Annotated in this window: 7 protein-coding genes; 5 read left to right on the top strand and 2 right to left on the bottom strand. The window is 63.0% G+C overall.

Going from position 1 to position 19,652, the window contains the following annotated elements:
- Nucleotides 1-405: 405 nt before the first annotated feature.
- Nucleotides 406-1,209 carry a hypothetical protein gene (locus WDM24_RS15155; protein ID WP_338699116.1) on the bottom strand — a complete coding sequence of 268 codons (804 nt, stop codon included), beginning with the start codon at nt 1,207-1,209 and terminating at the stop codon, nt 406-408.
- Between the two features lie 778 nt (nt 1,210-1,987).
- Here WDM24_RS15155 and WDM24_RS15150 point away from each other — a divergent pair.
- The 5 genes from WDM24_RS15150 (at nt 1,988) to WDM24_RS15130 (ending at nt 9,672) form a co-directional block, all read left to right on the top strand.
- Nucleotides 1,988-2,524 carry an NYN domain-containing protein gene (locus tag WDM24_RS15150; protein WP_338699114.1) on the top strand — a complete coding sequence of 179 codons (537 nt, stop codon included), beginning with the start codon at nt 1,988-1,990 and terminating at the stop codon, nt 2,522-2,524.
- A 514-nt stretch (nt 2,525-3,038) separates the two neighbouring features.
- A complete protein-coding gene (locus tag WDM24_RS15145) occupies nt 3,039-4,751 on the top strand; it encodes a TolC family outer membrane protein (protein ID WP_338831728.1) in 1,713 nt (570 codons plus the stop codon).
- A gap of 270 nt (nt 4,752-5,021) precedes the next feature.
- Complete coding sequence (locus WDM24_RS15140) at nt 5,022-7,175, top strand: type I secretion system permease/ATPase (RefSeq protein WP_338699112.1); 2,154 nt, start codon at nt 5,022-5,024, stop codon at nt 7,173-7,175.
- A 12-nt stretch (nt 7,176-7,187) separates the two neighbouring features.
- A complete protein-coding gene (locus tag WDM24_RS15135; RefSeq protein ID WP_166294181.1) occupies nt 7,188-8,438 on the top strand; it encodes an HlyD family type I secretion periplasmic adaptor subunit in 1,251 nt (416 codons plus the stop codon).
- Between the two features lie 220 nt (nt 8,439-8,658).
- Nucleotides 8,659-9,672, top strand: coding sequence for a transglutaminase-like cysteine peptidase (locus WDM24_RS15130; RefSeq protein ID WP_338699108.1), 1,014 nt, complete (start codon nt 8,659-8,661; stop codon nt 9,670-9,672).
- 109 nt (nt 9,673-9,781) lie between these two features.
- On the opposite strand, the gene WDM24_RS15125 is transcribed toward WDM24_RS15130, so the two are convergent.
- Complete coding sequence (locus WDM24_RS15125; protein ID WP_338831727.1) at nt 9,782-19,516, bottom strand: DUF5801 repeats-in-toxin domain-containing protein; 9,735 nt, start codon at nt 19,514-19,516, stop codon at nt 9,782-9,784.
- Nucleotides 19,517-19,652: the final 136 nt, after the last annotated feature.

The raw sequence follows: 19,652 nt of genomic DNA, 5'->3' as shown, positions 1-19,652 counted from the left end.
GCATTCGGGATGCAATTTACGCGACGCAATACACACACTCCTAATAACTCTGCCGACGCAGAGCAGGTGTGATTGCAGCCGAAAATCAATTCATCAAACTACCCAAACGCTCGTCTAAAAAAAACTGCGAGCGTTTCGACCGACAAGCAATTGCCAGGCTTTTTTATGTTATTTGCTCGTCCGCCGCGCTGTGAAAGACCTCGAACGCACTACCCTGCCCGCTTCGGTGCGGCTCGGAACTCCGCACGCATGAAAATTTCTTGTCTTTAAATTCGTTCGTCGTGGGAAGGCTTGCACTCTGTGTCCGCAAAAAATGCGAGCAAGCATCCCAAAACCTAATTTAAATGCAATTTGCCGCAAATCTGCGCGGCCGTCTAGCGCCGCACAAAATCCCCGCCTTTAAGATTAATGTCGAACCGATAAGGGGTTCCCTCGCACCACACGTGGTATCCGTGGCTTTACGGGGAAGCCACGACAAGCGGTGGTCGTACGCGCGCCCGTGAAACTACGGTCATTCTGTCGAACCATCCATCTGTAAAGAACGGCCAGAAGGCAGCGCCGGACTTCCAGGCGCGATCGGCGCCGCTGCATGACAACGACGATGGCGATCCAGATCTGACCGCTCGTTTTGAAGAAGCCAGGCCCTTGACGGACTTTGCGTCCGTCTTGAAAGCAGCCCCCAAACTCCCCTCCGAGCCGCCCGCAACTCTCCGGGTTCGATTGTCGCCACTGCGCGACCGCCAGCGGCGGCTTGCCGGCGTCGGCCGGCGCTGCCGATTGCCTGCTGCGCTCTTCCTCGAGGAGCTGCGAATGAAGCTTCTGGATCTGCACGTTTCGCTCGAGCAGGGACATTGTCTTTGCCTGAACCTGCCCTGCCAACGCCTTGCGCAGGGCATTCTCCCGATCGAGCAATTCGGGAAACGGAAGCAGCGCCCGTGCGAGGTCCGTCGCCTTGATCACGCAGGACGCCCTCGCCTCCGCCTGTGCGATCTGATCCGGGAAGGCGCTGCGGCAATCCGCGAGCGCGCCATTCAGGCTGACCGGCGTCGGGTTGATCGCTGCCGGCTCAGCCTCCTCCTCAATGGCCGGGCGCGCCGCCCCGCAACAGGCTAGCAGGATGCAGAGCGAAAAGACGACGAGGCATCTCACACGCTTCGGCCAAGTCCCGCGACCCCGGTCCTCGATCGGTCGTCCGGTTGGCGAGGTCACGGCGGGCTCGCCCTTGCGAGCCCACTTCCTCTGCCTGCCCGTCGAGCCATGCCGCTCCGTCGGTCCTCGCTGCTGCTGTCAGCGCGACAAGACTTATCGACGCGGCGCAGCAGACACGCCGCCGCCACACCGCCAGCAAAACAAACTGTCAGTGCAATAAAACCGTCCTCTCCCCGAGAGGCGAGAAAACTTGTGTCTGCAAAAAGGTGGTATCTCGAAATATCGCACCGGCGCGAAACGGCGCCGCTACACGTGATCAATTTTAAATGTAATCTTGCATCTGACGCAATCGTCACCTTGTGCACACGGGCTCGTCGGCACCGGTGCGCTGCACCATTGGCTGGCGTCGACGGCGGCGCTCGCCCGACGACGTAAGCACTCATTTGTTTTGATAGTCCACGGATATCAGGATTGGAATTGGAATTGCGCGCGCGGTTATTGCGGCCGATGCCAACGAAGCGCCACAAACGAAGCGCCATAGCTGACAATTCTTCGTCGCTGCCCGAGCGCCTTCGTCCAAGCGCGGGTGCGAACGTTGGCGTCCTTTCAACGACGACCGTTTCATTTGTCGCTACGGCCGGCCGTGTCGCGTCGATTGCAATCTTATCAATAAGCGCACGATCAACATGACACCCGCCGTGTCGAAAATTTCAGCTTTTTCCCGACCGAGTCATTGCTCTAGGATCGGTCATTTCAATCAGGACGCCCGCCACGCACCCGAGGCATTTCCAGAACCAAAAGCATACAGCGACAGATCCGGGCGTCATGGGGATTTGAGATGACCGATCGCATTGCACTTTTTATCGACGGCGCGAATCTCCACACCACCGTCAAGCACCTCGGTTTTGAGATTGATTTCCGGCGACTGCTTGCGGAATTCAGCAAGCATGGGCAGCTCGTCCGTGCATATTTCTACACCGTCGTGCGAGACGATGACGAGTTCAGCAGCCTTCGGCCGCTGGTGGATTGGCTCGACTACAACGGCTATTCGGTCCGAAGAAAGGCAGCCAAGCAGCACGACGACGGCGAGGGACGGCGACGGATGAAGCGCAGCATCGGCATCGACCTCGCGGTCGACGCAATGGAAATTGCGCACCGCATCGACCACGCATTCCTGTTCTCCGGTGATGGTGATTTGCGGGCCGTTGTCGAAGCCGTCAGGCGGAAGGGCGTGCGTGTCACGGTCGTTTCCAGCATTCGAACGAAACCTCCCATGATCGCCGACGAGCTTCGCAGGCAAGCTGATGTCTTCGTCGAACTCGAGGGCCTCAGGGCATCGATCGAACGTCCGCCGCATCCGATTGCGCCAGAGTGAAGTCGCGGCCCCCTCCCGACATTGTCTACCGAGACCGGATCGATGACCAAACCTTCTCGGTCACGGGAGGAACGTCGGTTGCGATGAAGGGCAAGGGAACCGAGCTGACGACAGATGTCTTTGCGGCCCGGAAGGGGCAGCTCCGTCGATCCTTGCGACCCGAGTAAACGAGCCGCTTGGCGGCCTTTGTCAGATTCCAGCGCTCCGCCCTCGTTGCAGCCGATCTGGCGGCCTGTCGCGAACAGAAGCAGGGTCTGGCGCCCAGTAAGAGAAACTTAACTGACCTTCCTGTTCAGGGACCCTGGTGTTGCTGGTTAGTACCAGTCCGGATCCCAGCGCAATGGCAGCAAAACATTGGATTTTAATCAAAATCTTAGATTTTTGTTTGCCCGCGCCCGATGGCTCCGCTCCACATAGGGCCGTTGTGTGGCCGAAATGTCATAGGTTACGGAACCGCCGTACGTTACGCTTCGCAGATTCTACGTAATATTTTTGTGAGTTGGGGGCGGAATTGATGAGGTCGGCATACACGGTCGTCGCGTGCCTTTGCCTGGCGGCAACGCCAGCATGTGCCGAGGTTTTCTCCATTAACGATGCATTGCGCCAGGCGATGCAGACCAACCCGGGCGTTGGCGAGGCTTCGGCAAATCGTCGAGCGACGGAAAGCGAACTGAGGCAAACCCAGAGCACGCTGCTGCCGCAGGTGCGGATTGACGCCAGCTACGGACCGGAAAAGTTCGATCAGCCGCCGGGCTTCATCAGCCCGAACATTCAGGCGGCACCGGTTGTGGGTGCAGGACCGTGGCGCAATGGCAGCCAGGAATCGGTGGTGGTGCGCCAGCTGCTGTGGGATGGCTTTTCGTCGATCTATGACGTCTGGCGCCAGACGGCGCGCGTGAATGCCGCGGCCTCCCGCGTCAAGGAAAGAACCGAGCTGCTGGCCCTCGACGCCGCCGAAGGTTACATGGACGTCGTGCGCTACATCCGGCTGGTCAGCCTTGCCCAGCAGAACGTCGCCAATCACGAGAAGATCTTTGCAAACGTGAATTCCCGCTTCTCGGGTGGCCGCGCCGGCGAAGGCGACCTCGAGCAAGCCCGGGAGCGCGTCGAAGCCGCCCGTGCGGCACTCGCCGAATTCCAGCGCAGCCTCGAGGATGCCAGGGCGAAGTACCGCAAGACGGTCGGCCTCGAGCCAATCAATGTTCGCTTCCCCGCTCCTCTCGCGGGATTGCCGAACAGCCGCGACGAGGCGCTCGCGACCACCCTGCGGTTCAATTCGACGATTGCGGCAGCACAGTCCGACGCCGACGCCGCCAAGCATGCGTTCAAGGCCACGGACGGAACGTTCGGCCCGAAGTTTTATCTCGAGGGACGGGCAACCCACTACGACAACTCGTACCCCTACGTGGCGGCCACCGGAACTCCCGCCATTACGCATGAGGACTATAGTGGCAAGGTGGTGATGTCCTGGGACATCTTCCGCGGCGGCCAGGATGCCTGGAACAGGTCGGAGAAGGCCGAGCGCTTTACCGAAGCCACCATGCGCCACGCGCGCCTGCAGCGCGACGCGTATGAGTCGATCGACAAGGCGTGGAATGCCCGTACGATTACGGCCACGCGCATCGCGGCCTTGGCGCGCCAGCTGGAAGCGGACCGCAAGACCATCGCGGCCTTCCAGAAGGAGTACGAGCTCGGCCAGCGTTCGCTGATCGACCTCCTGAACGCGCAGAACCAGTTTTTCAACGCGTCGGTCTCGCTCACCTCTGCCCGCAGCGTCGTCGTGTTCGCCGACTATCAGCTGCTGGCCGCGATGGGGACCCTGATCGAGTATCTGAAGGCTCCCCCGCCGGTCGATGCTGCCCCCACGGACATGCTTTCGATTGGCCTGCCCCGCTACTCGTTTCCCACACTGCGCGTGAACGCGCCGCAAACGGGGTCCGAACCGCTGCACGTCGGCGTTCCGGCCCCCGTAGCCCGTCCCGGCAAGACCTATGCGGCGGCCCAGCCCAAGGAGGTCGGCAAAGATGTCGGTTTTGCCGACCGTTGGACCGGCTCGACGACGACCGCGGCCGTGCCCGGTTCCTCGGAATGGATGCAGCAGCAGAAGAGTGCGAGCGACGGCCCGAACGTCATCTACGCGGATCCATCGGTCTCGGCGAATGCGAGTTCCTATGCCTCGACCAAGCCCCACTGGCTGCTGTCGGCCTTCCCGAGCTCCGCTCGGTAGAAGGCCCGCCAACCAAAATCAGGACTGCCGGAAGGGCCCCAAACGGGGCCCTTTCGATTCCGTATTAATACTTAAAGCAAGTTTCGCTGATTTTGTTCGCCGTTTGTTGTAGCCTGCGCGAAATCTTTGAATGCGCGATTTCTGCATTTCCATTTTGGTTGTCGAGGTTTCGAATTGTTATTGCGAACTCCCAGCCCGGCGGCTGACGCCGGCCGCCTCTCGCCGGATGAATCAACTTCAAAGCCTGCCGCGATAGGTCGGCCGAGCGCATTGGGCGACGATCCCCTCAGCGCGTCGTTGACCTATCTTGCGGCCTATCACGGCCGCGCGGTGAGCCGCGAAGCTCTGCTCGGCGGACTGCCGATCACGGACGGACGCCTGTCCGTCTCGCTCTACGACCGTGCGGCCAGACGCGCGGGCCTGGAGACCGAGGCCGTCAAGCGCGACATTTCGGAAATTCCCGCGCTTGTCTTGCCGGCTGTCCTCATCATGAAGAACGGAACGGCGCTCATCCTTCTGGGCGTGGACACGGCGAACAAGACCATCAAGATCGTCGATCCTGAGACGCCGAACAGCCCGCGCATCGTCGAACTCGCCTCGCTCGCCGCCGACTACACCGGCTACGCGTTCCTGGTGAGAAGTGCTGCGCACGCCGATGCGCGCACCGTCGCCGCCGGCGACATCCCGAGGAGCCACTGGTTCTGGTCGGTGGTCAAGACGCATTGGCCCAGTTACGGCCACATCGCGATCGCCGCGTTTCTGACCAACATCCTCGCGCTGGCGACGCCGCTGTTCACGATGAGCGTCTATGACCGCGTCATCCCCAACGGCGCGATCCCCTCCCTGATCGCGCTGTCGATCGGCATGGGGCTCGGTATCCTGTTCGATTTCATCTTCCGCATGGTCCGCAGTCGCATGATCGACGTGACCGGCAAGACCATCGACGTCGTGCTGGCCGCCAACATCTTCGAGCATGTGATGGCGGTGAAGATGGCGCAACGGCCGACCTCCGTCGGCATCCTCGCCAACCAGCTCCGGGACTTTGACTCGGTGCGTGAATTCTTCACGTCCGGAAGCGTGGTTTCCGCGACCGACCTGCTGTTTGCTGTGCTCTTTGTCGGGGTGCTGTTCCTCATTGCCGGGCCGTTGGCGTGGATCCCGCTGCTCATGCTCCCGCTCGTCATGCTGATCGGCTTCCTGCTGCAACGCCCGCTCGATCGCGCCATGAAGCGCCTGCAGGCCGAATCCGCCGCGCGTCACGGCGTGCTCGTCGAGTCCCTGTCGGGTCTCGAAACCGTCCGCGCGACCGGCGCCGAGGCGCGCATGCAGACCCTGTGGGAGCGTTCGGTTGCAGCGACCGCCCGATCCGGTGAGGACGTTCACTTCTGGTCGTCGCTGTCGCTGACGAGTGCGAGCACCGCCCAGCAGATCACCAGCCTGCTGCTCGTCATCGTCGGCATCTTCCTGATCCTCGACGGCAAGCTCAGCGTCGGCGCGCTGGTCGCAGCGAACATGCTCGCCGCCCGCGTCCTGGCGCCGATCGCCGGGATCGCCTCCGTGATCACCAAGGGAACGCAGACGATATCGGCCCTCAAGGCGATCGACCGCATCATGTCGATCGAGCGGGAACGTTCGCCGACCCGATCCTATGTCGCGAGACGGATCGAAGACGGCAAGGTCGCCTTCGAGAACGTGTCGTTCGCCTACCCCAACGCGCCGGGCAACGCGCTCGAAAAGGTCAGCTTCAAGATCGAGGGCGGCGAAAGGGTCGGCATCATCGGCCGGGTGGGATCGGGCAAGACCACGGTCGGCAGATTGCTGCTCGGATTCTACGAGCCGAAGGAAGGCCGTATCCTGGTCGACGGCGTCGACTCCCGGCAATACGATCCTTCGGACCTGCGCGCCGGCATCGGCTTTGCGATGCAGGATACCGACCTGTTCTTCGGCAAGCTGCGCGACAACATCGCCCTCGGCAAACCGGAAGCGACCGACGAGGAAGTCCTGATTGCCGCGCGGCTCTCCGGCGTCGAGAGCTTCATCGCCGGCCATCCGATGGGCTATGACATGCCGATCTCGGAAGGTGGCCGCAGCCTGTCGGGCGGCCAGAAGCAGGCCATCGGGCTCGCGCGCGTCTTGATCCGCAAGCCTCGCGTGCTCTTCCTCGACGAGCCGACCGCGCATTTCGACATTCGCAGCGAACAGGAATTCCTTGAGCGGCTCAAAGGGCTCCAGGACGATCGCATGACCATCATCATCTCGACCCATCGTTTGTCATTGCTGAACATGGTCGATCGGCTGCTGCTGTTTGACAATGGCCATTTGGTTGCCGACGGCCCGCGCGACAAGGTGCTCGCCCTGCTGCAGGGAAGGCCTGCGTCCGCGGCTCCGTCGCCGGAGAATACGATCCAGCCGAAATCTGCATAACGAGCAAATATTATGGCGTCTTCCGATTTTGCGTTTGCAAATGATATCCGGTCCGCGGCGTTGCTGCGCACGCCCCGCACCTCCCGCATGCTGCTGTGGACGTCCTGCGCGCTGCTTGTGACGTTCCTGACCTGGGCGCACTTTGCCGTGCTCGACGAGGTCAAGCGCGGCAGCGGGCGCGTCGTGCCGTCGCGGCAGATGCAGGTGGTGCAGTCGCTCGAAGGTGGCATCGTCGGCGATATCCTGGTGCGGGAAGGCGACATCGTTCAGCAGGGCCAGTCCCTGATGCGCATCGACGACACGAAGTTCGCTTCCGAGTTCGGCGAAATCCGCGAGCGCCGCGCGGCGATGGCGGCGCGGGTGGCCCGGCTCGAAACCGAGGCGCGCGGGCGAAGCGAGATCACCTTTCCGGATCAAGTCGACACGGTGGCTCCGGCCGCCGTTGCGACCGAGGCCAGCGTGTTCAAGATGCGGGCCCAGAAGGTCGCGCAGGACATCGATGTCCTCAATCAGCAGGTCACCCGCCTCTCCGGCTCCCTCAAGCTTCTGGAACGCGAGCAGAGCCTGACGCGCAAGCTCTATGAGCAGAAGGTCGTGCCCGAGATCGAGATGCTGCGGCTGGACCGGCAGGCCACCGAGATGAAGGGACAGCTCGCCGAAGCGCAATCGAAGATCGCGAACATCACCGCCTCCTTCCGCTCGCAGGCCGACGAGGATCTGGCCAAATCGCGCGGCGATCTCGCCGTGCTCGACGAGAACATCAAGTCCGCCCAGGACCGGGTGCGCCGCACCGACCTGAAGGCACCGGTCCACGGCATCGTCAACAAACTGAACGTCAGCACGGTCGGTGCCGTCGTGCAGCCGGGCGCCAATCTGATGGATATCGTGCCGCTGGACGACACGCTCCTGGTCGAGGGGCGGATTCGTCCCCAGGACATCGCGTTCATTCGCCCCAACCAGGACGCGGTGGTGAAGATCAGCGCCTATGATTCCTCGGTCTACGGATCGCTGAAGGGCAAGGTTGAACGCATCAGCGCCGACACCATCGTCGACGACAAGGCGGAAAAGACCGAACGTCCGGAGACCTTCTATCGGGTCATGGTGCGCACCGACAAAAACCATCTCGGCACCGAGCAGAATCCGCATCCGATCATTCCGGGAATGGTGGCCACGGTCGAGGTGCTGACCGGCGAGAAGTCGGTGCTGGACTACATCGTGAAGCCCGCGCGCCTGCTGCGTGACGAGGCCCTGCGCGAACGCTGATCGGCCTTGCGGATTGCGTGGTTAACCGATCGTGACTTTCGATCGTTCAATTTCGAACGAACGGGCAAACCCTGGATTGACCGCTTTTCCGACATTCCCGGCACCGGCCCCCTCCACTTAACCCCGCTTAAGCGGCGCGCGCGCCAGTCTACGTCCCGATAACAGCGGGGACGCAGATCGACGCATAGACGTTGACGGTCCCCGATAGTGGGGACGTCATATGAAGTCGCTGAAGTCTGCCGCGTCGGCGGTCATCGCCGTGGCTGCACTGTCGATAGGTCTTTGCGCGGCGCCATCAGCGTTTGCTGCGGACGAGCTCACGCTCGGCAACGGCGCCGGCGAGCCCCCGCCGGCTTCGGACGCAGCATCAAACCGCCCACCGGCCACCTTCTTCACCATCAGCGACGTTCTGGCCAAGCTCGACCGGCAGCGCGGCCGTGGTCCGAACGCGATCCGCACCGCTTCGCTCACCCCGCTGGATACCGCGACCGACGCCATGCCTGCGGCGAAGCCGCTTCCGCCTGTTGGCACCGAGCCGTTCGGCCTGTTCACCTTCCGCGCACCGGAGAACAGTCTCTGGCACAAATGGCGCGGCCTCGAATCCGATCTCGCCAGGGAGCGGACCATCCTCGAGCAGTGCCGCGAGAACGCCGCCGGCTGCCCGTCGCATGCCGCGCAATTCCTCCGCCTGATCGGCGCGGTCAAATCCAAGTCCGGACGCGACGGGCTGGATGAGGCCAACCGCGCCGTCAACCAGACGATCCGCTATGTCAGCGACTTCGCCCAGCACGGCGAGGCCGACCGCTGGACCGCCCCGCTTGCCACCTTTGCAACCGGCAAGGGCGATTGCGAGGACTACGCGATCGCAAAATTGATCGCGCTCAGCGAAGCCGGCTTCCCGCGCGAGGATCTGCGCCTGGTGCTGGGCCGCGATCGCGCCATCCGCCAGGATCATGCCGTGCTGGCGGCGCGCCTGGATGGCCATTGGCTGATCCTCGACAGCCGCCGCTCCGAGCTGATCGACGACGGCGAGCTCGGCAACTTCACGCCGATGTTTGCGATCAACGACCGCGGCGTGCAGCTGTTTGCGGCGCCCTACGCCAAGCGTCTCCCGCTCGATGGCGAGGCCGACGCGGCGCCGGCGGCCGCCAATGCGGCGGACGCCGAGTGGACCGGGGTGGAGCCGCTAGATGCAGCGAGCCCCCTCGCAGGCTTCCTGCCCGTGCTGATGTGATCGCGCCCGAGTAAGGGCGCGTTCAATCGAGAAAGAATCCCAGACGAAATCCAAAGAAAAAATCCGCGGAGCGGTCTCCGCGGATTTTCGCTTTTGCTGCAAGCCAGGCCTAGAAAAGATGAACGTTCGCGGCCGCCGGAACGCCGGTGCTCACGTGAGCAAGATCCACCTTGTCGGTGCCCGTGCCATTTGCCGAGTACCAGAGCTCATGCGTCGTATTGTTGAAGAAGAACTTGTTCGTGCTTCCGCTCTCGTTCCAGGCGCTCGCGTTGTTCTCGGTCCCGCCGGTGGCTGCCGATGACGTGAACTGACTGGCTGTGACGGCGTTTGAAGCGCCCGTCGGGAGACTCAGGCCGGCCACGTCGAGAAGGACCAAATCATTGCTGCTAAAATCACTGATGATGTCGTGGGCGCTGAGATTGAGAACGAACTTGTCGCTCCCGCCGGCACCAGTGAGCGTTTCACTGGTTGATCCGGCGACAATGACATCATTACCAGCGGTCCCTAAAAGCGTCGTTCCGCCGTTCACGTTCACAGCGAACGACCCCGTAGCGGCGTCTCCGTCACCGTCCTTGACGCCTACGGTAAAGGGTACGTCGGTGGCGCCATCGTTGACGAGTTCGGATATTCCAGCCAGCAGGATCTTCGACTTGCCGGAAACGTCATACAACTCAACATAGTCGATATTCCCATGCCCGGTGGCCGTAATGGTGGTCCCATCGGTAGCCGAATTATAGACATGGGAGGTCACCGTGCCATCGACGCTGTGCACGACATAGTCGATAATTGTCGAACCACCGATGGCGTTGACGGTGAATGAAATCTGATTTCCCGTCCCCACGGCCGATGCACCCGGCGCCTGGCCGTACGTCCAGGTATCGCCATTGCTGTTATCGCCGACACTCCCAAGATCAAAGCGCATGAAATCGCCCTGATTGAAGTTGTTGCTGTGGACGCCCTCGCCTGACGAACTTGCGTTGATGGTGTCCTGGGTCAGCGCCGCACTCGTCAACGTATCGTGCGTTTCACCAAACCAGCTCCCTACATTGAATGCCCCGGTTGTGTGGTAGCCCGTCAATATGGTTACAGGATTGGCGCTGGTGTCTGACAATACGGCGTACGAAGCCGGACCAGAACCGTGCACGGCACCAGAGGTGTTGATGGACTGCTGTGTATATGAATCGAGGGTATGGAACAGGTTGAACACGTAAGTCGATGTGGTCGGATCGAGCGATACGGTGAAGGCGTCCGCCCCATTGGCAACACCGTGGAGGACGCCACTTGCATCCACATATTCCGAGACCGCAAATCCGCCCGCCTGGAGCGTCGTGGCTGTGGGATGTAGCGGATCGGTGGATACGCCCGCGAAATAGAGCGACCCCAAGCCATCCGCGCCAAGCGTGTATTGCAGATCTCCAACGAGGCTAAAGCCTGCCTGATTGGCAATCACACCGTGTTCTGCCGACACCCAGGCCGGGCCATCGTCGAGGAAGCTGATGTGCGTGCTGATGTCGGCGGTGGCTACCGCATGATCACCATCCGAGTCGGTCACCGTGACCGTCGCACCCACCTTTCCAGCCGCCAGCGCGACGATGTCGTTGGGGTTGGTGGTGTCGTTCTGGTGGAGCGAGAGGTACTCCGCCACATAGAGCCGACCGGTTGCCGGGTCGATGGCGATGGCAAACGCCACCATGCCGGTCAGGCTCGGGTTGGCGACGTCGGTGCCGACTGTGCCGATGATCCGGCCGCTGCCATCGAGTGACAGCGTGATGGCGGTGCCGTCCGTCAACGTCAGACCAGACGCAGCATTGAGCACGGACAGCCCGTAGGTTGTCGTTCCGGCGCCGTCGGCGCCGTAGCTGCCTCCGGTCACCGTCAGGATGCTGCTGACCCCCGTGGAGGCAAAGCTGAGCGCACCGTTGTCCAGCGAAGCCGCCGGCACATCGGTGTCATTGCCCTTGCTCGCGACGGTCGTAAACAGTCCGGCAACCGTGTTCGCCGCACCGTTGAACGTGATCGCGGTCGAGCCAAGGACGTCGCTTGCACCGCCGGTGGTCTGAACGCCGGGCGTTTCGTCGACACCGACTGTCGCTGCGCTCACCGCTACCGTCGGCGCCTTCGGGCCGTCGTCGCCAAACTCGATCTGGTGGCCGATGTCGATCTTGGCCGAGGCCGTGACCGTCTTGTCGCCTTCATGATCCGTCGTGAACGCACTCGCCGTCAGATCGATCAGGTTCGCCGCAAGCTGCTTCACATCGTTGATGTACGAGCCGCTGTAGGTATCGATCTGCGAGTGATCGATCGTCTCGAACTGCGTCAGCGTCACGATGCCGGTGGTCAGACCGACGCTCAGCGTGAACACCGTGTTGCCCGCGTTGATGCCGCCGACCGTTGCCGAAGTCGAGCCGGTCACCACGCCGGACACGCTGTCGAAATACAGGAAGATCGTGCTGCCCGCATGGGTCAGCCCGCTGGCGCTGCCATTGGCCACGCCGGCGTGCAGGCCGAGCGCATAGTTGATCGTGGTCGCGCCGGCGCCATCGGCACCGTACAAATTGGTATTGCCGATGGTGAACGCGCCGGAGAAGTTCTCCGTTGCGATCGTCGCCGACGCATTGGTGTCGTGCGAGTCCTGGGTGCCGGTGAAGTTGCCGCCGGCTAGGCCGCCGTCGAACGTCAGCAGCGCCGGCGCGGTGAACGCGGCCAGCGTCACCGTCGGGGTCTGCGGGCCGTCGTCGCCGAACTGGATCTGGTGGCCGACGTCGACCAAGGCCAAGGCCGTCACCGTCTTGTCGCCCTCGCTGTCGGTGGTGAAGGCGCTCGCCTTCAAGTCGATCAGGTTCGCGGCCAGCTGCTTGACATCATTGATGTACGAGCCGCTGTAAGTGTTGGTCTGCGAGTGGTCGATCGACTCGAGCTGCGTCAGCGTCACGATGCCGGTGGTCAGACCGACGCTCAGCGTGAACACCGTGTTGCCCGCGTTGATGCCGACCTGCGTCGCCGAGGTCGAGCCGGTCACCACACCGGTCACGCTGTCGAGATAGAGGAAGATCGTGCTGCCGGCATGGGTCAGACCGCTTGCGCTGCCATTGGCCACACCGCTGTGCAGACCAAGCGTGTAGTTGATCGTCGTCGCGCCGGCGCCGTCGGCGCCGTACAGGTTGGCATTGCTGATCGTGAACGCGCCGGAGAAGTCCTCCGTCGCGACCGTCGCCGACGCATTGGTGTCGTGCGAGTCCTGGATACCGGTGAAGTTGCCGCCGGCCAGGCCGCCGTCGAACGTCAGCAGCACCGGTGCGGTGAACGCGGCCAGCGTCACCGTCGGCGTCTTCGGGCCGTCATCGCCGAACTGGATCTGGTGGCCGACGTCGATCGAGGCCGAAGCCGTGACCGTCTTGTCGCCTTCATGATCGGTCGTGAACGCACTTGCCTTCAGATCGATCAGGTTCGCCGCCAGCTGCTTGATGTCGTTGATGTACGAGCCGCTGTAGGTGTTGGTCTGCGTATGATCGATCGACTCGAGCTGTGTCAGCGTCACGATGCCGGTGGTCAGACCGACGCTCAGCGTGAACACTGTGTTGCCCGCGTTGATGCCGACCTGCGTCGCCGAGGTCGAGCCGGTCACCACGCCGGTCACGCTGTCGAGATACAGGAAGATCGCGCTGCCGGCATGGGTCAGCCCGCTGGCGCTGCCATTGGCCACACCGCTGTGCAGGCCGAGCGTGTAGTTGACCGTTGTCGCACCGGCGCCGTCGGCGCCGTACAGATTGGTATTGCCGATCGTGAACGCACCGGAGAAATCCTCCGTTGCGATCGTCTTTGACGGGTTTGTGTCCTGCGAGTCCTGGACGCCGGTGAAGTTACCGCCGGCCAGGCCGCCGTCGAACGTCAGCAGCACTGGCTCCGGACACCCCGAGAGCGTCACCGTCGGCGCCTTCGGGCCGTCGTCGCCAAACTCGATCTGGTGGCCGATGTCGATCGAGGCCGAGGCAGTGACCGTCTTGTCGCCTTCATGATCCGTCGTGAACGCACTCGCCGTCAGATCGATCAGGTTCGCCGCCAGCTGCTTGACGTCGTTGATATACGAGCCGCTGTAGGTGTCGGTCTGCGAGTGATCGATCGTCTCGAACTGCGTCAGCGTCACGATGCCGGTGGTCAGACCGACGCTCAGCGTGAACACCGTGTTGCCCGCGTTGATGCCGCCGACCGTCCCCGAGGTCGAGCCGGTCACCACGCCGGACACGCTGTCGAAATACAGGAAGATCGTGCTGCCCGCATGGGTCAGCCCGCTGGCGCTGCCATTGGCCACGCCGGCGTGCAGGCCGAGCGCATAGTTGATCGTGGTCGCGCCGGCGCCATCGGCACCGTACAAATTGGTATTGCCGATGGTGAACGCGCCGGAGAAGTTCTCCGTTGCGATCGTCGCCGACGCATTGGTGTCGTGCGAGTCCTGGGTGCCGGTGAAGTTGCCGCCGGCTAGGCCGCCGTCGAACGTCAGCAGCGCCGGCGCGGTGAACGCGGCCAGCGTCACCGTCGGGGTCTGCGGGCCGTCGTCGCCGAACTGGATCTGGTGGCCGACGTCGACCAAGGCCGAGGCCGTCACCGTCTTGTCGCCCTCGCTGTCGGTGGTGAAGGCGCTCGCCTTCAAGTCGATCAGGTTCGCCGCCAGCTGCTTGACATCATTGATGTACGAGCCGCTGTAGGTATCGGTCTGCGCATGGTCGATCGTCTCGAACTGCGTCAGCGTCACGATGCCGGTGGTCAGACCGACGCTCAGCGTGAACACCGTGTTGCCCGCGTTGATGCCGCCGACCGTCGCCGAGGTCGAGCCGGTCACCACACCGGTCACGCTGTCGAGATAGAGGAAGATCGTGCCGCCGGCATGGGTCAGACCGCTGGCGCTGCCATTGGCCACGCCGGCATGCAGGCCGAGCGTGTAGTTGATGGTGGTCGCACCGGCGCTGTCGGCGCCGTACAGATTGGCATTGCTGATGGTGAAGGCGCCGGAGAAATTCTCCGTCGCAATCTTCGCCGACGGGTTGGTGTCGTGCGAGTCCTGGGAGCCGGTGAAGTTGCCGCCGGCCAGGCCGCCGTCGAACGTCAGCAGCACCGGCGCCGTGAACGCCGCCAGCGTCACCGTCGGGGTCTGCGGGCCGTCATCGCCGAACTGGATCTGGTGGCCGACATCGATCGTGGCCGAAGCCGTGACAGACTTGTCGCCCTCGCTGTCTGTGGTGAATCCGCTCGCCGTGAGGTCGACGAGGTTCGCCGCCAGCTGCTTCACATCATTGATGTAGGAGCCGTTGTAGGTATCGGTCTGCGAATGATCGATCGACTCGAGCTGCGTCAGGGTCACGATGCCGGTGGTCAGACCGACACTCAGCGTGAACACCGTGTTGCCGGCGTTGATGCCGCCTACCGTCGCCGAAGTCGAGCCGGTGATCACACCGCCGACGTCGTACAGGAAGATCGTGCTGCCGGCATGGGTCAGCCCGCTGGCGCTGCCGTCGGCAACGCCGGCGTGCAGGCCGAGCGTGTAACTGATGGTCGTGGACCCGGCACCGTCAGCACCGTACAGACTGCCGTTGCCGATCGTGAATGCGGCGGAGAAGTCCTCGGTCGCGACGGTCGCCGACGGGTTGGTGTCGTGCGAGTCCTGGGTGCCTGTGAAGTTGCCGCCGGCCAGGCCGCCGTCGAACGTCAGCAGCACCGGCGCGGTGAACGCGACAAGCGTCACCGTCGGGGTCTGCGGGCCGTCGTCGCCGAACTGGATCTGGTGGCCGACATCGACCGCGGCCGAGGCCGTCACCGTCGTGTCGCCCTCGCTGTCGGTCGTGAACGCGCTCGCCGTCAGGTCGACGAGGTTCGCCGCCAGCTGCTTGACATCATTGATGTAGGAGCCGCTGTAGGTATCGATCTGCGAGTGGTCGATCGTCTCGAACTGGGTCAGCGTCACGATGCCGGTCGTCAGACCGACGCTCAGCGTGAACACCGTGTTGCCCGCGTTGATGCCGCCCGCCGTCGCCGACGTCGAACCGGTGATCACACCGCCGACGTCGTACAGGAAGATCGTGCTGCCGGCATGGATCAGACCGCTGTCGACGCCGTCGGCAACGCCAGAGTGGAAGCCCAGCGTGTAGTTGATCGTGGTCGCGCCGGCACCGTCGGCACCGTAGAGATTCGTGTTGCTGATGGTGAAGGCGCCGGAGAAGTCCTCCGTCGCTATCGTTGCCGACGCATTGGTGTCGTGCGAGTCCTGGGTACCGGTGAAGTTGCCGCCGGCCAGGCCGCCGTCGAACGTCAGCAGCACCGGTGCCGTGAACGCGGCCAGCGTCACCGTCGGGGTCTGCGGGCCGTCATCGCCGAACTGGATCTGGTGGCCGACATCGACCGAGGCCGAAGCCGTCACCGTCTTGTCGCCCTCGCTGTCGGTGGTAAACGCGCTCGCCGTTAGATCGACGAGGTTTGCCGCCAGCTGCTTCACATCATTGATATAGGAGCCGTTGTAGGTGTCGATCTGCGAGTGATCGATCGACTCGAGCTGTGTCAGCGTTACGATGCCGGTGGTCAGACCGACGCTCAGCGTGAACACCGTGTTGCCGGCGTTGATGCCGCCTGCCGTCGCCGAGGTCGAGCCGGTGATCACACCGCCGACGTCGTACAGGAAGATCGCGCTGCCGGCATGGGTCAGCCCGCTGTCGACGCCGTCGGCAACGCCGCTGTGCAGGCCGAGCGCGTAATTGATCGTGGTCGCACCGGCACCGTCGGCGCCGTACAAATTGGTATTGCTGATGGTGAACGCGCCGGAGAAGTCCTCCGTCGCGACCGTCGCCGACGCATTGGTGTCGTGCGAGTCCTGGGTGCCGGTGAAGTTGCCGCCGGCCAGGCCGCCGTCGAACGTCAGCAGCACCGGTGCCGTGAACGCGGCCAGCGTCACCGTCGGGGTCTGCGGGCCGTCATCGCCGAACTGGATCTGGTGGCCGACATCGACCGAGGCCGAAGCCGTCACCGTCTTGTCGCCCTCGCTGTCGGTGGTAAACGCGCTCGCCGTTAGATCGACGAGGTTTGCCGCCAGCTGCTTCACATCATTGATATAGGAGCCGTTGTAGGTGTCGATCTGCGAGTGATCGATCGACTCGAGCTGTGTCAGCGTTACGATGCCGGTGGTCAGACCGACGCTCAGCGTGAACACCGTGTTGCCGGCGTTGATGCCGCCTGCCGTCGCCGAGGTCGAGCCGGTGATCACACCGCCGACGTCGTACAGGAAGATCGCGCTGCCGGCATGGGTCAGCCCGCTGTCGACGCCGTCGGCAACGCCGCTGTGCAGGCCGAGCGCGTAATTGATCGTGGTCGCACCGGCACCGTCGGCGCCGTACAAATTGGTATTGCTGATGGTGAACGCGCCGGAGAAGTCCTCCGTCGCGACCGTCGCCGACGCATTGGTGTCGTGCGAGTCCTGGGTGCCGGTGAAGTTGCCGCCGGCCAGGCCGCCGTCGAACGTCAGCAGCACCGGTGCGGTGAACGCGGCAAGCGTCACCGTCGGGGTCTGCGGGCCATCGTCGCCGAACTGGATCTGGTGGCCGACGTCGATCGAAGCCGAGACCGGGACCGTCTTGTCGCCTTCGCTGTCGGTCGTGAACGCACTCGCCTTCAGGTCGATCAGGTTCGCAGCCAGCTGCTTGACATCGTAAAGATACGAGCCGTTGTAGGTATCGGTCTGCGAATGGTCGATCGACTCGAGCTGCGTCAGCGTCACGATGCCGGTGGTCAGACCGACGCTCAGCGTGAACACCGTGTTGCCGGCGTTGATGCCGCCTGCCGTCGCCGAGGTCGAGCCGGTGATCACACCGCCGACGTCGTACAGGAAGATCGTGCTGCCGGCATGGGTCAGACCGCTGGCGCTGCCGTCGGCAACGCCAGTGTGGAAGCCCAGCGTGTAGTTGACGATGGTCGCGCCGGCGCCGTCGGCACCGTACAGATTGGTATTGCTGACGGTGAACACACCGGAGAAGTCCTCCGTCGCGATCGTCGCCGACAGGTTGGTGTCGTGCCAGTCCTGGAAGCCGGTGAAGTTGCCGCCGGCCAGGCCGCCGTCGAACGTCAGCAGTTCTCCCGATGACATCGACTCCGAGTCCGTCGGCGTCACCGTCACCGTCGGGGCTCGCGGACCGTCGTCGCCGAATTGGATATTGCCACCCAGATCAAGCAGCGCCGTGACTGTGGGGGACGAATCGCCGTCGCCGTCGGTGGTGACCGCACTTGCCTTCAGATCGATCAGGTTCGCGGCGAGCTGCTTGATGTCGTTGATGTAGGAGCCGCTGTAGGTGTCCGTCTGCGTATGATCGATCGCATGCGTCTGCGTCAGCGTCACATCGCCCGCAGCGTCTACGCTCAACGTGAACACCGTGTTGGCCGCCGTGATTCCGCCTTCCGTGAGCGCCGTCGAGCCGGTGATGACACCGCCGTTCTCGTACAGATGGATCGCCAGGCCGCCGGACGTCAGGCCGGAAGCGCCGCCTTCGCTGAACCCGGCATGGAACTGCAGCGCATATGTGATCGTCGTTGCGCCGCCGTCGGCACCGGCCTCGTTCAGATTGCCGAATGTGAATGCGCCGGCAAAGCTCACGGAAGCAACGGTCGGAGAAGCGTTGGTGTCGTGCGAATCCTGGGGGCCGACGAAGTTGCCGCCGGCCAGGCCGCCATCGAACGTCAGCAGCACCGGCTCGACGCCAGACACAACCACCGTCGGGTTGACCGGACCATCGTCAAGGATCGTCAGATGCGAACCGATGTCGACGCTCGCGCTTGCCGTCTGGTTGTTGTTGTCAGTCACGGTGGCGGTCAGCGTGATCAGGCCCGACGCCAGCGTAATCCCTTCATTGAAGTCGCCCGGTGTTCCCTCATGAACAGCGCGCAGATCGGTCAGCGTCACGTGGCCTGTTGCGTCGACCGAGACCGTGAGGACAAGATCGCCACCAACCGCCGTGCGCCCTTCCACGACGCCGGCCGCGTTCACCGTCAGCAGGACGTGCTGACCGGTCGCGGTATCGATCAGACCGGAATCTTCGTTCGGCGACGTGACCGACAGCGCGTAGGTCAGCGACTGCTGGCCGCCGGGCGTCGTGACGTCAAACGACACCTGCACAGTCGCGACCGTTGCCCCTGCGGGGCCCAATCCCGAACCGGCAACGCCATGATTGGTCGCCGCGGCCAGGAAGCTCTCATCGACGGTCAGCGACGGTACGGAGCCGCCGGAAATGGTCGGAGGCGAAATGGTGGAAGGCGTAGTGGGTTCATTAGGCTGGAAGCTGGCCTGCTGCGTGCCCGTCGGCTGCCCGCCGGGCGCCGACGGCGGCAGTTCTTCCTGCGGCGCCAATACATTGAGAGGCGGGGGAGCCAGCGGATCAACCGCGAACGGCCTGAAGTCCGCACCGCTCGCCTGCGCGTTGCCATTCGAGTTGCCGCCATTGTCGGCCGCCGGCAACACGGAGGTGTCCGTGCTGATCGGAAACAGATTGGCGAATTCCTGGACCGAGATGTCGCGGCCGGGCGCCGTCTCGATCGTGATGTTGCCCTGGCCATCGGCACGGGAGTCGAAGAACGGCTCGACCGTGACCGTCGACTGGTTGTCGAACAGAATGATCAGCTTTTCGCCGACATGGATCAGTGTGATCTTTTCGTTGGCGATCGATGTGAAATCGACCTTCGCCTTCTGGTCGTATCCAAGGTTGATGACGACGGCCTGATCCGTCAGTGGCTTCGTCAGCTTGTAAATACGGATGGGAGCCGAATTGGTGGAATTGCCGGTGCCGGTAGCCTGAGCGACCTGAAACGAACCCTGCATTATCAACCCCGCAAAAATGCGATTAGTGGAAAAATTGTAGAAAAATTGAGTTTTAGGCTATTGTTAACCCTCCCCCCGGTCAAGAAATGTATTTGGTTAATCAATGCTTTCCGTTCAGGTGTGGTAAAGATCGAAC

This window comes from Bradyrhizobium sp. 27S5, from assembly GCF_037217225.1.
Classification (GTDB): domain Bacteria; phylum Pseudomonadota; class Alphaproteobacteria; order Rhizobiales; family Xanthobacteraceae; genus Bradyrhizobium; species Bradyrhizobium septentrionale.
The sequence above is the reverse complement of the archived record's forward strand: the minus strand, read 5'-3'. Positions and strand labels throughout refer to the sequence as shown.

Bases quoted from the DNA above. Each gene is read 5' to 3' on its own strand.
- WDM24_RS15150 (WP_338699114.1), top strand. From the start codon at position 1,988: ATGACCGATCGCATTGCACTTTTTATCGACGGCGCGAATCTCCACACC.
- WDM24_RS15130 (WP_338699108.1), top strand. From the start codon at position 8,659: ATGAAGTCGCTGAAGTCTGCCGCGTCGGCGGTCATCGCCGTGGCTGCA.
- WDM24_RS15135 (WP_166294181.1), top strand. From the start codon at position 7,188: ATGGCGTCTTCCGATTTTGCGTTTGCAAATGATATCCGGTCCGCGGCG.
- WDM24_RS15145 (WP_338831728.1), top strand. From the start codon at position 3,039: ATGAGGTCGGCATACACGGTCGTCGCGTGCCTTTGCCTGGCGGCAACG.
- WDM24_RS15125 (WP_338831727.1), bottom strand. From the start codon at position 19,516: ATGCAGGGTTCGTTTCAGGTCGCTCAGGCTACCGGCACCGGCAATTCC.